Here is a 13,616-nt window from a genome sequence, read left to right as displayed (position 1 = left end):
TACTAGTTCGAAATAGGATGATAATTCCCTGCTCACGAAGCTCACAATTACTAAATTCTTACTTACTCAGGCATTCTAGCCATAAAGTTTTCACCTAAAAACCCATTTACTTGGTCATCATTGTAATAGCGATGTAGCTCCTCAATAAGTCGAGGATAGTCGCTGTAGCATGTTAAATCTTTCGGAACTTGATCAATTCCATCAAAATCAGAGCCAAGTCCAATATTCTCCGCGCCACCGAGGCTACAGATGTGTTCAATATGATGGATAATATCCGAAACACTTGCATTCCGGTCATTTCGTAGAAACTTAGGCACAAACGTCACGCCGATCAAGGAATTCTTTTCAATTAGCGCCGATAACTGTTGATTATCCAAGTTTCTTGGATGGGTGCAAATGGCTTTGGCATTCGAGTGAGAAGCGATGACGTAGCGCCCTTGCTCTAACACATCCCAAAATGCTCGTACTGAAAGATGCGAAACATCCGTCCACACTCGATGCTGGTTATGTAAATCGACAACGCTTCTTCCAAAATCAGTTAACCCTGCGCCCCTTGATTCAAGAATACCGTCTGCCGTTGCATTCCCATAATTCCACGTTAATCCAACCGATCGCACACCAAGTCGAATGAGCGTTTTAAGCCTTGTTGCTTCACTCCCTATTGCATCTACGCCTTCTAACGTGAGCATCGCTCCTATTTTCCCATCAGGAAGCTGCTCTGCCTCTTTTTTGGAATAAACCGCAACAACATCCTCATATGGCTTGATAACCTTCTCATGGAAAATCTCAACCATTTCAAGGGCACAATCAAATTTAGCGGAAGCCGGCACGCTTTCTGGAACATAGATCGCAAAAAGCTGTAGCTTTGCTCCTGCCCTTCTCATTTGCTCAAGGTTTGTATGGAGTCCTTCCCCATTTTCAAAGGAAAGCGATGGATTCAACCACATTTTACATAATACGTCACAGTGTGCATCTACTATATTCATTAAGATCCCCCTTCATTCTTCTGCGTTTCAAATTAAAGTATAAAAAACCTGTTTGTAATAACAAACAGGTTTTTCTGACGGAATGATTTAGCGAGGCTCTACAATGAGCTTAATTGCGGTACGCTCTTCACCATCAATTAAAATATCGGTGAAAGCAGGGATACAAATGAGGTCAACGCCACTAGGTGCTACAAACCCTCTTGCGATGGCTACTGCTTTAACAGCTTGATTTAATGCACCTGCTCCAATCGCTTGAATCTCGGCATTACCGCGTTCCCGAAGGACGCCCGCAAGTGCACCAGCTACAGAATTAGGATTGGATTTTGCTGAAACTTTTAATATATCCATTATAGCCCCTCCTTAATTTGATCATCCATTACCACTCTAGACTATATTCCTTGTAAGAAGCTTGTATTCCTGCTGTTTCCGTCATCTTTTCAAAACGTTTTAATCATAGAATGGATGGTCGTCATTGATCGCAATCCGTTGAATCTTTGTTGCCTTACCAGTTTTTGGATCTAGTGTTAAAAAGACCCCACTAAGTTGTTCCCGACCTTTTGTTACTTCAAACCTTACAGGCATTGTCGTAAGGAACTTCTTAATTACCGCTTCACGCTCCATACCAAGAATACCATCGTAAGGACCTGTCATTCCTGCATCTGTCATATAAGCCGTTCCACCTGGCAAGATGCGCTCATCAGCTGTTTGAACGTGAGTATGTGTTCCCACGACTGCCGTCACTCTGCCATCAAGATACCAGCCCATCGCCTGTTTTTCACTCGTTGTTTCTGCATGAAAATCAACAAAAATGACCGGTGTTCTCTCTCTCATCTCTTCAATCAGTTCATCCGCTTTACGGAACGGATCATCCATCGCAGGAAGAAACGTTCTTCCCTGCAAGTTAATGACACCTACTTCAACACCATTAATGTTCACAATCGTTGAACCGTTTCCTGGCGTTCCTTCTGGGAAGTTAGCAGGTCTGACGAGTTTAGGAGCACGATCGATAAATTCAAAAATTTCACGGTTGTCCCATGTATGATTACCCATCGTAATGACTTGAGCGCCTGACTCAAGAAAGCCACGGTAGATCTTCTCTGTAATGCCGCGACCACTTGCCGCATTCTCGCCATTCACAATCGTAAAAGTAGGTTTGTATTTTTTCTTTAAGCGAGGTAAATAAGTAGAAATCATATTGCGTCCGGGAGAGCCAACAACGTCTCCAATAAAAAGTATATTCATTATAATGCTCCAATCTCTTAGTTCATTCTTTATCAGTTTATCAAAAGAAAGTATGATTCGTAAGTTTTAGGTGAAATTAAATAAAGCGATGCACGCGGCATCGCTTTATTTTGCATACTCAACTGCCCTTGTTTCACGGATGACCGTGACCTTAATGTGCCCAGGGTAGTCCAGTTCATTTTCAATTTTCTTCGTAATTTCTCGTGCGAGACGATATGATGAAACGTCATCAACAAGATCAGGCTTAACCATGATCCTGATTTCTCGGCCAGCTTGAATCGCGAATGATTTCTCAACGCCTTCAAACGACTCTGAAATTTCCTCAAGTTTCTCAAGACGACGAATATACGTCTCAAGTGTTTCACGACGCGCTCCCGGACGTGCAGCTGACAATGCATCGGCTGCTGCCACAAGCGTTGAAATTACTGATGTTGCTTCCGTATCACCATGGTGAGATGCGATTGCATTAATAACAACCGGATGCTCTTTATACTTCGTCGCAAGCTCAACGCCAATTTCAACGTGGCTACCTTCGACTTCGTGGTCAATCGCTTTACCAAGATCATGAAGGAGACCAGCGCGACGTGCTAACTGTACGTCTTCTCCAAGCTCTGCGGCCATAAGACCCGTTAGATAAGCAACTTCCATGGAATGCTTCAAGACATTCTGTCCATAACTTGTACGGAATTTCAAACGGCCCAGGATCTTAATGAGATCCGGGTGGAGTCCGTGAACTCCAATTTCAAATGTGGATTGTTCTCCAACTTCGCGAATGTATTCATCCACTTCCCTGCGTGATTTCTCAACCATTTCTTCAATTCGTGCAGGGTGAATTCTTCCATCCTGTACGAGCTTATCCAGGGCATTACGAGCAATTTCTCTTCGTATCGGATCAAAACCGGACAGAATAACTGCCTCAGGTGTATCATCGATAATCAAGTCAATTCCCGTTAACGTTTCAAGAGTTCGAATGTTTCGGCCTTCACGACCGATGATTCGACCTTTCATCTCATCATTAGGCAGGTTTACAACGGAAACCGTTGTTTCTGCAACATGATCCGCTGCACAGCGCTGAATCGCAAGCGAAAGTACTTCTCTCGCTTTCTTATCAGCTTCTTCTTTCGCATAGTTCTCGCGCTCTTTCACCATCTGCGCCAGCTCATGCTCAAGCTCCTGCTCACTTTCACGGAAGATGATTTGCTTCGCTTCTTCCCTTGTTAAACCGGAAATTCGCTGAAGCTCGTGTTGTTGCTCTTGAAGCAACTCCTCCACTTTGCCTTCCATCTCTTCAATTTGCCGTTGTTTTTTGGTGAGAGAGTCCTCTCTTCTTTCGAGGGAATCCTCTTTTTTGTCAAGAGTCTCACTTTTGCGATCAAGGACCTCTTCTTTTTGTACCAAACGATTCTCTTGTTTTTGTAACTCATTTCTGCGTTCACGAATTTCACGCTCAGCTTCAACACGAAGATTATGATTCTCGTCCTTCGCTTCAAGCATAGCTTCCTTCTTCAAAGCTTCAGCGTCGTTTTTACCTTCTTTGATAATCCGTTGCGCTTCCATTTCTGCACTGGAGATTTTCGCTTCAGCAATCGTTTTGCGAACAAGAAATCCAACAACTGCTCCGACGACTGCAGAGACCAGCATAGTGGAGATGATGATCACTATATCCATCGAACTCACCTCCTCCTGCTATCAACTTGTTGGTTTGCTGTCATGTTAATTCTTAGTACCACTTGCAAAATTTCAATCCAGCACATTTCATCTGTTAAGAATAAAGTATAATTCTACTAGAAAATTATAATTATACAATTAATATTGTATCTTTCAGAGTAAAGGTTGTCAAGAGAGTACATCAGGGCAAAATCCCTTCAAATTACTCATTATTGCTCTTTTTTTCGCCTTGAACTCTTAGTGAAATTGCCTTGATTGAGCGGTCATTCACTGCCTGATCATGGAAATTCAGCTCTCTATGTCAGTACAACGTTTCGTATCGACAGACTATGTAAGTAGATAAAAAGCCGGCCATTATGACCGACTTTCTATCAAGCGTCTTATTCTTCTTCAGGTAGAAGCGTATCTTTACCTGCAGCTGATTCATCTAGCTGCTTATCTGCATCAAGATTGTGATGAGCGCGAATACGCCCTTCAATTTCAGCTTCCATTGCTGGGTTTTCTTTCAAGAATTGCTTTGCATTTTCACGGCCCTGTCCAAGACGTTCGCCTTCGAAAGAGAACCATGCGCCGCTCTTCTGAACAATTTCAAGGTTTGAACCAATGTCAAGGATCTCACCTTGCTTAGAAATCCCTTCTCCGTACATAATGTCAACTTCTGCTTGTTTAAACGGCGGAGCGACCTTGTTCTTGACAACTTTAATACGCGTTTTGTTACCGACCATGTCGTTACCCTGCTTCAGCGTTTCAGCACGACGAACTTCTAATCGAACAGATGAATAGAACTTCAGCGCACGTCCGCCTGGAGTTGTTTCTGGGTTCCCGAACATAACCCCAACTTTTTCGCGAATCTGGTTAATAAAGACCGCGGTAGTTTTGGATTTATTAATCGCACCTGAAAGCTTACGAAGCGCTTGAGACATTAGACGCGCCTGCAAACCAACGTGTGCATCTCCCATTTCACCTTCGATTTCTGCCTTTGGTACAAGAGCAGCTACGGAGTCAACTACAACCATATCAACTGCACCGCTTCGTACGAGAGCTTCAGCAATTTCTAGGGCTTGTTCTCCTGTATCAGGTTGAGAAAGTAGCAGCTCATCGATGTTAACACCAAGCTTTTCTGCATAAACCGGATCCAGAGCGTGCTCAGCATCAATAAAAGCAGCCTGGCCACCGTTACGCTGTACTTCTGCGATAGCGTGAAGGGCAACTGTTGTTTTACCAGAAGATTCCGGGCCGTATACTTCGATAACACGACCTCTTGGATAACCGCCCACACCAAGAGCAATATCAAGAGCCAGTGAACCAGTTGATACTGTAGAGACTCTTTGCTCAGCTTGTTCGCCGAGTTTCATGATTGAACCTTTACCGAATTGTTTTTCTATTTGTCTAAGTGCCATATCTAAGGCAGCTTTACGATCACTCACGAATGAATTCCTCCTCGTTATTAAACTATCACTATCATATCTCTTTTTAGGTGATTTGCCAATAGAAAACCGAACATTTATTCGTCTTTTTTTATTTTCTACCCTATTGACTTTTCACGTCCCGATTATTATAACTTGATAAAAAAAGAAAGAAGAACGATCAGCCCCGGTAGTGAAGCTGATCGTTCTATTTTATACTCTGCTTTTTTGTGGTTTAGCTGGTTCAAGGTGGATTGATTTACCATCAATACCGCCAGCTCGAAGCGCTTCATAGACGAATGGTGCAACGTCTTCGTGCACTTCAAAGAATGAGAATTTCTCAAAAATATCAATGCGGCCAACAGACTCTGTATCAACGCCAGCCATCACAGAAAGCTCACTTAAAAGTTTCTTTGGATGAAGATCAATATTACGTCCTACATTTAAGAAGAAACGAACCATTCCATTCTGACCGCCTGTTTCACCAAAGTTATATTCGGAAGGAGTCGTGTTCTGCTTCTGCTGAATGGCGTTTTCAAGGAAAGCTTGAACAAGATCTTCTGCGTTATATTTAGCTAAAAGAAGCTCGGTTGTTTCACGAGCAGTCGAATCAGACTTTTGCTTTTTCAACTGCTTTTCAACAGATTTTACAATGTTATCAAGATCAACCGTTTCATCCTGAAGCGGCTCAGCAGATAGGTTCAATTTGATTTTTGATTCAATGGATTGAAGGAAACGCATGTCTTTAGGCGTTACGAGCGTTAACGCAATTCCTTTGTTCCCAGCGCGACCTGTACGTCCAATACGGTGAACATAGCGTTCTGGGTCCTCAGGTATATCATAGTTGATCACGTGACTAACGTGAGCAACGTCAATTCCACGAGCTGCGATATCTGTTGCAACAAGGAAATTCACTTGAGATTTTCTAAAGAGATTCATTACCTTCGAACGCTGCTGTTGCGTTAAATCTCCGTGAAGTTCTTCTGCTCGATAGCCACGCTTTTTCAATGACTCTGTTACTTGAGCTGCCCCTTTTTTTGTTTTGGTAAAAATAATGCCGAGGCGAATGTCTTCACTTTCGATGACGCGACAAAGCGTATCGAATTTATCACTTTCAAATGTTCTGTAATAAACCTGCTCTACCGTATCCGCTGTTATATCTCCTTTAGAAACGGAAATCGTAAGTGGATTCTTCAAATATTTGCTGGAGAGCTTACGGATTGGTGCAGGAATTGTAGCTGAGAATAAGAGCGACTGGCGATTAGCCGGCAGCTGCTTGAAAATAAGTTCAATATCATCAATAAAGCCCATATCAAGCATTTCATCTGCTTCATCTAAAATAGCTGTATGAACGTTATCTGTGCGAAGTGTTTTACGTTTCAAGTGATCGAGCATGCGTCCTGGTGTTCCTACAACTATGTTAACGCCTCTCTTTAATGCACGGATTTGATGATAGATTGGCTCCCCACCGTAAACGGCAAGAACATTTAACCCTTTGTATTTAGAAAGCTTCTGAAGCTCAGTCGCAACCTGCATAGCAAGCTCACGTGTTGGTGTGAGAATGATGGCTTCAGGTCCTCCGATTTTTTTCACTTTTTCAATAACAGGAATACCAAAAGCAGCTGTTTTTCCTGTACCGGTCTGTGCCTGACCGATCATATCTCTACCTTCTAAAATTGGTTCAAGTGCTTTCTCCTGAATCGGGGTCGCTTCTTTGAAACCAAGTTCGAGCACAGCTTTTCTAACTTCATTTGACAATGCAAAGTCTTCAAAATTCTTCATACGTACGTTATTCACCTTTCTAACTTCAATAATGTATTCAATCCATGATTCACAGTGCGTTTACGGATGGCATGACGGTTCCCTGCAAGATTGAGGGCGACCACTTTCTCACCAGATGGTGCTGCAACACCAATAAACACTGTTCCAGGTTCTTTCCCTTCACTAGGATCTGGACCTGCAACACCTGTGAAACTGATGCCGACATCGGTTTTATATCTCTCTTTTACGCTTCTAGCGAGTTCAATTGCACATTGTTCGCTTACGGCACCGTATGCTTCTAGTGTCTCATTTGATACGCCGATCTCGCGCTTTACTTCGTTAGAGTAACACACAACCCCACCATAGAAAAGTGATGACGCTCCAGGGAGATCCGTTATTTCCTGACTAAACATACCGCCTGTAAGGCTTTCTGCTGTTGATATAGACCAATCACGGTCGCTAAGAAGTGAGAAGACTTCTTTTGCGAGTGTTGTCTCTCCATAGCCATATAAATAGGAGCCTACACGTGCATCAATTAATTTTTCTGTTTCATCAATTAACTTATCCGCTTCTTGTTTAGTGTCGGCTTTAGCTGTCAATCGAAGCGTAACTTCCCATTCCCCAGCTAGCGGGGCAATCGTCGGGTTCGTTTGCTGATCAATCAGATCTTCTAGCTCTGCTTCAAGCCTTGACTCTCCAATGCCAAAGAATCGAAGCACGCGGGATACAATCGTATCACCTTGCTTCAACTGACCAAGTAAATAGGGTTCAGCATAGTTCGTGAACATTGGATAGAGCTCTTTAGGTGGTCCTGGAAAAAGCATATATGTGTGGTTGTTAGCCGTAACAGCCATACCCGGGGCCATACCATTGTCGTTACGAAGTACTGTAGCTCCGTCTAACACGAGCGCTTGCTTGCGATTATTCTCTGACATGGGAGCTCCCGTTTTTTTATAGTAATCCTGGATGTTTTCCATTGCTTCTTCGTTATAGACTAATTTTTTATTTAAAGTACTAGCAATCGTCTCTTTCGTTAGATCATCTTTAGTAGGTCCAAGGCCACCTGTGAAAATCAACAAATCAGAGCGAGACTCTGCAACTTCAATAACTTGTTTTAATCGTTCACTGTTATCACCGACGGCTGTATGGTAAAAAACATTGATACCAAGATCAGCCAAACGAGTTGAGATGAATTTTGCATTTGTGTTGGCGATTTGTCCAAGTAGTAACTCTGAACCGATTCCAATAATTTCTGCATTCATTTTGTAACCATCCCTTCTATCCGAAGCAAGGTGTTTCCTTGTTTCCATAGCTCATAATTTCTCTACACCTATTATACATTGGTTTACCTTTAACGTATAAGGAAGCGCCTTGAAAACAATGGGAAATTTACCTATTCGATCGCTTATTCGCTTATTAAAGAGGTTTCAAAAGGGAACAGATTAATCTGTTCCCCTAGGGTGTTAACGTGATTTAAGTAGTACCTGACGATTTTTAGAAAAGTAATCCCACCCAGAATAAACTGTAATAATAAGTGCTGCCCATAGCGAAATCGTTGCAAAAGGAAAACCAATCGCTTCGAATGGCACATTTTCAATTAACAAAGCAATGATCGCGATAATTTGGATCCATGTTTTTAACTTACCAAGGTTGCTTGCCGCTAGTACTTCTCCTTCTGAAGAAGCAACTAGCCTAAGCCCTGTGACGGCAAATTCACGACTAAGAATAACGACAACAATCCATGCTGGCGCAGCACCGAGCTCAACAAGCGAGACAAAGGCTGACGTAACGAGCAGTTTATCAGCCAGAGGATCCAGGAATTTCCCAAGATTCGTGACAAGGTTATGCTTTCTAGCTATGTAGCCGTCAATCCAATCGGTTACTGAGGCGAAAATAAAGATCGCTGTAGCAACTAAATGGGAATTTAGCAAGACAGCTCCCGCTATTTCTGTTTCACCAAGCGGTAAGGGCGCTAGAAGAAAAATTAGAAATACAGGAATTAAAAAAATGCGTGATACTGTAATTTTATTAGGCAAATTCAAGTGTGTTCCTCCTAAATGTCATTTAACCTATCAGATCATGTGATAAGTTGTAGCCATTGGCTTCATCAGTTTTCATTAGCTGTAAGATGCGTACCAATTCCCCTCACTAAATCGTATTCTATTCTAACACTGTTTCTTTCATGCAGAAAGGAAAACTTCACCATTACCAATCGTAAGAAAAGGAGTCATCTAATCAAGATGACTCCTTTAACTTACTCGGCTTTTTTGAAATTGAACGTCACATTTTGAACAACAGGTTCTTTTGGAATCTTAATCTTTTCCCCGTTTACAAACACAGCGACATTTGGCGAACTCCCTAAACGAAGTGTTGCTGAAGCTTCACTTGATAAGTCTTCCGTCACGTCTTTCCCTTTGGCAAGACTTTCATATACGTACTTCTTATCACTAGCGCCAGTTAGAGCGACCCAACTACTGCCTGATGCTTCTAACTTCACTTCAAACTTCTCTGCATTCGTAATCTCATACGTAGAACGATCAGCGCTGCTGTCTACCTTCTTAATTTCCATTTCAGGGGCAGGCTCTTCTTCAGGTTCTTCAGCAGGCTCTTCTTTTTCCTTTTCTTCATCTTCTTTCGGTTCCTCTTCAGGTTTCTCAGAAGATGCATCGTTTTCAGAGTCGCTCACTTCATCTGAATCAGGTGCACTGCCGCTGTTCTCATCGCTAGAAATTTGTTCCTCCGCCTGGTTTGTTGTAGCATTCTGGTTTGTCGTTTGATCACCGCTTTGGACGACATACCAGATCAATGCTGCCACGCCTACTATCAACAAAATGACAAGTATAGACGGAAATACGGAAGACCATTTGGAAGAAGCTGATGAAGATTTGCTTGGCTGAGATGGCCTTCTCATTTTCCTTGGTGGTAAACTCTCCGGCACATCTGCACTTGCTTTAGGGATCTCTGAAGCATATTCCTCAAGAAATTCCTCTCCGTTAAAGCCAACTGCTTCCGCATAGTTTTTAATAAATGCACGCGTATAAAAATTACCTGGAAGCAGTTCGTAATTTCCTTCTTCAATCGCATGAAGATAGCGTTTCTGAATCTTTGTAATGGACTGAATTTCCTCGATTGATAATCCCTTATCGCTTCGAGCCTCTTTCAGACGTTGACCTAGCTCTGTCAATGAAAAACACCTACCAATTAGTTAAAGTCTAAGCTTGAAAATCCAGAAGATTGATTTTCAATTACCTGATATGTAATTTCTTGTTCCGGATCGTCTCGCAATTCAATTATATAATCAAAATCGTTCATCGTATACTCTGTTTCTTGAACAAATATATCAGGATGCTCGACAACCTTTGTTGCTGGGAGCCTCATAATATCACGAAGCACCTGCCAATGCCGTTCAGATGCTCGTCTCGCAGATACAATCCCATCAATTAAAAAGATATGATCACTGTTAAGTTCATCGTCAGCGACTTGCGTTCGAACCGTTTGTTTCAACATCGTTGAAGATAAAAACACCCAACGCTTGTTCGCACAAACACTTGAAGCAACGATCGACTCAGTTTTGCCAACACGCGGCATCCCTCTTATTCCAACAAGCTTATGACCATCTTGTTTAAAAATTTCTGCTAGAAAATCAACAAGTAGTCCAAGCTCGTCTCGAATAAAACGAAACGTTTTCTTGTCATCCGCATCACGCTGTATGTACCTACCATGCCGAACAGCAAGACGATCTCGCAATTTCGGTTCTCGCATCTTTGTTACAGTAATATTGTCCATTGTATTTAAAATAGATTCCAAACGCTCAATTTGCTGAATTTCATCAACCAGAAGAAGCAAGCCTCTTCGCATATCATCGACACCATTAATCGTAATAATGTTAATGCCTAGCATTCCTAATAAGGACGCCACGTCTCCAAGAAGACCCGGTCTGTTTTTATGAATTTCATATTCAAGATACCATTCCTTCTTCTCCATATGCCAACTCCTTTAGCCACAAATTTCCTATGTTCCTTTAATCATAAATGATTTTCATAAAGGTTAAAAGAGATGAATCGGGATTTTATTTACTTTTCTTACATCATTTGTTCCATTTCATAGAAAAAGAAGGGTGTATAGACACCCTCCTTCTGTAAAAAGTCATTTATCTTTCGTTTTGAACGAGCTTAACCATCATATTTGCGATCGCATGCTGTTCTTCTTCGCTAGCTACATGCCATAAGTCAGCAAGAAGCTGTTCTTGATCATTTTTCGCTTTTACTCCATCAGCAAGGTATCCGCCGATCTGGTAAGCAACATCTGAGACAACTTCATGAGAAAGTCCTTGCTGTTCGCCTTGATTTAAGCGATCGTGCAAGAACCCTTTCCACGATTCAAAATTATCTAGTACAGACATCTATATCCCTCCTTTATCAAGTCATCACCTATATGTTGTCTCGAAGGAAAGGACATTATGCATCGTTTTTTACAGCCAGGCACCATCAACTGAAATAATTTGTCCGCTTATGTAAGAAGCTTGATCGGAATCTAGAAAAGAAATAAGCGATGCCACTTCCTCAGGTTGTCCAGGTCGTCCCATTGGAATGTCATCGACTAACAATTGTTCGTCCTCTCCTGTCAAACGCGCATTCATTTCAGTTGTAATATAGCCAGGTGCCACAGCGTTCACTCGAATTCCGCTTGGCCCTAACTCTTTCGCAAGACCCTTTACAAACGCATTTAGTCCGCCTTTAACAGAGGAGTAAACAACTTCACATGATGCGCCTGTTAATCCAAATACAGAAGAAACAACAATAATTGAACCGCTTTTCTTTCGTACCATTTCATTGATATAGTGCTTTGTAAGCTTAATGGACGAGGTTAATTGCAGCTGAATCATCGCTTCAATTTCTGTATCGGACATATCAGTTAATAAACCAAAAAAACTGTTGCCAGCGTTTAGAATAAGGGTGTCGATGCCCTGTACTTGCTCTGTTAAGTGACGCGCTCCATCCTTACTAGCTAAATCCGCCTGTACTGGAAATAAATTCGCCTCGGGATAAGCTGCCTTTAATTCAAAAAGAGAACGTTCATTTTTGTGATAATGAGCGTATACCCGCTCCCCTTTATGAATATATGCAGCAGCAATGGCCTTACCAATCCCGCCGCTCGCCCCGGTTATTAAAACATCTTTCACTAAGTATCTCCCTTTCTTTAAACTCATCTCATCACTAATTTTCAATTTAAAGATCAGTGAAAAAGCACCCAGTTGGGTGCTTTCTAGGATTTTGGAACGACCTGACATACTGTAAATGATTCTTCAGCAAAGTGTCCCTTAACCGCCTCTTCAATGTCTTTCGCTGTAATTGACTCAAGCATTGGAACAACTTCAAATAAATCCATGTCATTAAAGCGATAGCGCGTGAATTGATTCGCAATAAATTCTGGAGAATTTAATGCTCGTAAGAAACTACCGATCTTTTTCTTACGGATTCGCTCGAGCTGATCCGTATCAACTGACTCATTCTTAAACGATTGAATCATTGAAAACAAACGATCTGCTAGCTCATCTGGTGAGCTTGTATTGCTTCCTAAGATGGAGAAACCGAATTTCTCTTCTTCTGTAAAATCATACGAAAAGCTCTGATCAATAAGTCCTTCATTATAAAGCTTCTCGTAATTCTCCGAGCTCTGTCCGAACATCAAATCAAGCGCAAGATTAATGGAAAGCTCGTGCTTCAGAAGATCCTCTCCCTGACGCCCTGGATTTGGTTCTTTAAATCCAACGAGGCACTTCGCCACTTGTACAGACATCGGAAGAACTTTCTTCTTCTCTGCCACCTTTTGAGGTTCCTCATCAAAAAATCGTTCAATCGGTGGCTGATCTTTGTAAGATTTCGCCGCCTGATTTTTCTCTACAAAGGACATGATTTCATTCGGTTCCACGGCACCAACAACGAATAGCACCATATTTGATGGATGATAGAACGTTTCATAGCACGTATATAAAGATTCTTTCGTGATTTTGGCGATGGATTCGATCGTCCCAGCAATATCAATTTTAACAGGATGATGATGGAACATATTTTCAATCACACCAAAATACGCGCGCCAGTCGGAATTGTCATTATACATTTCAATTTCCTGACCGATAATCCCCTTTTCCTTTTCAACACTTTGGTCACTAAAGTACGGATCTTGAACAAAATTAACAAGTGTTTCAAGGTTTTGCATCACGTTCTGTGTTGTTGAAAACAAGTAGGCCGTGCGTGTAAACGACGTAAAGGCATTTGATGAAGCACCTTGTTTACTAAAATCTTGAAACACATCCCGATCTTCCTTCTCAAACATTTTGTGCTCAAGGAAATGAGCAATGCCATCGGGAACTTGAACATTCTCCGAACCGTTTAATGGTACGAAATGATTATCAACCGAACCATATTTTGTCGTAAACGTTGCATAAGTTTTGTTAAAACCTTTTTTCGGAAGGACATACACATCAAGTCCGTTGTCCATCGTTTGGTGGTAAAGAGTCTCTTGTAGTTGGTTAAATGGAATAGTTTTCATG

At 41.8% G+C, this 13,616-nt stretch carries 13 protein-coding genes; all 13 read right to left on the bottom strand.

Annotation, left to right across the window (positions count from 1 at the left end; genetic code table 11):
- Window positions 1-62 precede the first annotated feature (62 nt).
- The 13 genes from AC0VYO_RS10035 to yfmH all read right to left on the bottom strand — a co-directional run bounded on the left by AC0VYO_RS10035 (window position 63) and on the right by yfmH (window position 13,615).
- Window positions 63-986: a dipeptidase gene (locus AC0VYO_RS10035; protein ID WP_194221460.1), complete on the bottom strand. Its 924-nt coding sequence runs from the start codon at window positions 984-986 to the stop codon at window positions 63-65.
- An 87-nt stretch (window positions 987-1,073) separates the two neighbouring features.
- Window positions 1,074-1,334 carry a stage V sporulation protein SpoVS gene (spoVS, locus tag AC0VYO_RS10030; RefSeq protein ID WP_044391806.1) on the bottom strand — a complete coding sequence of 87 codons (261 nt, stop codon included), beginning with the start codon at window positions 1,332-1,334 and terminating at the stop codon, window positions 1,074-1,076.
- A gap of 99 nt (window positions 1,335-1,433) precedes the next feature.
- Window positions 1,434-2,228 carry a TIGR00282 family metallophosphoesterase gene (locus tag AC0VYO_RS10025; RefSeq protein WP_226612874.1) on the bottom strand — a complete coding sequence of 265 codons (795 nt, stop codon included), beginning with the start codon at window positions 2,226-2,228 and terminating at the stop codon, window positions 1,434-1,436.
- 105 nt (window positions 2,229-2,333) lie between these two features.
- Window positions 2,334-3,896 (bottom strand): ribonuclease Y, encoded by a 1,563-nt coding sequence (gene rny, locus AC0VYO_RS10020; protein WP_194221458.1) that lies wholly within the window; start codon window positions 3,894-3,896, stop codon window positions 2,334-2,336.
- 380 nt (window positions 3,897-4,276) lie between these two features.
- Window positions 4,277-5,323: a recombinase RecA gene (recA, locus tag AC0VYO_RS10015; RefSeq protein WP_404682215.1), complete on the bottom strand. Its 1,047-nt coding sequence runs from the start codon at window positions 5,321-5,323 to the stop codon at window positions 4,277-4,279.
- Window positions 5,324-5,515: 192 nt separating this feature from the next.
- A complete protein-coding gene (locus AC0VYO_RS10010) occupies window positions 5,516-7,084 on the bottom strand; it encodes a DEAD/DEAH box helicase (protein WP_194221456.1) in 1,569 nt (522 codons plus the stop codon).
- An 11-nt stretch (window positions 7,085-7,095) separates the two neighbouring features.
- Complete coding sequence (locus AC0VYO_RS10005) at window positions 7,096-8,325, bottom strand: competence/damage-inducible protein A (protein ID WP_430242597.1); 1,230 nt, start codon at window positions 8,323-8,325, stop codon at window positions 7,096-7,098.
- Window positions 8,326-8,526: 201 nt separating this feature from the next.
- Window positions 8,527-9,105 (bottom strand): CDP-diacylglycerol--glycerol-3-phosphate 3-phosphatidyltransferase, encoded by a 579-nt coding sequence (pgsA, locus tag AC0VYO_RS10000; RefSeq protein WP_194221455.1) that lies wholly within the window; start codon window positions 9,103-9,105, stop codon window positions 8,527-8,529.
- A 212-nt stretch (window positions 9,106-9,317) separates the two neighbouring features.
- Window positions 9,318-10,247: a helix-turn-helix domain-containing protein gene (locus AC0VYO_RS09995; protein WP_430242600.1), complete on the bottom strand. Its 930-nt coding sequence runs from the start codon at window positions 10,245-10,247 to the stop codon at window positions 9,318-9,320.
- Window positions 10,248-10,264: 17 nt separating this feature from the next.
- Window positions 10,265-11,047 (bottom strand): YmfK family protein, encoded by a 783-nt coding sequence (locus AC0VYO_RS09990; RefSeq protein WP_194221453.1) that lies wholly within the window; start codon window positions 11,045-11,047, stop codon window positions 10,265-10,267.
- A 166-nt stretch (window positions 11,048-11,213) separates the two neighbouring features.
- A complete protein-coding gene (locus tag AC0VYO_RS09985) occupies window positions 11,214-11,465 on the bottom strand; it encodes a DUF3243 domain-containing protein (protein ID WP_194221452.1) in 252 nt (83 codons plus the stop codon).
- Between the two features lie 69 nt (window positions 11,466-11,534).
- On the bottom strand, window positions 11,535-12,245 hold the full coding sequence (ymfI, locus tag AC0VYO_RS09980; RefSeq protein ID WP_475367290.1) for an elongation factor P 5-aminopentanone reductase: 711 nt from the start codon (window positions 12,243-12,245) through the stop codon (window positions 11,535-11,537).
- 83 nt (window positions 12,246-12,328) lie between these two features.
- Complete coding sequence (gene yfmH / locus AC0VYO_RS09975) at window positions 12,329-13,615, bottom strand: EF-P 5-aminopentanol modification-associated protein YfmH (protein WP_194221450.1); 1,287 nt, start codon at window positions 13,613-13,615, stop codon at window positions 12,329-12,331.
- Between the last annotated feature and the right edge of the window lies 1 nt (window position 13,616).

The organism is Anaerobacillus sp. 63XJN7_4_ISO-PGPR-S23-413, assembly GCF_056173725.1.
The sequence above is the reverse complement of the archived record's forward strand: the minus strand, read 5'-3'. Positions and strand labels throughout refer to the sequence as shown.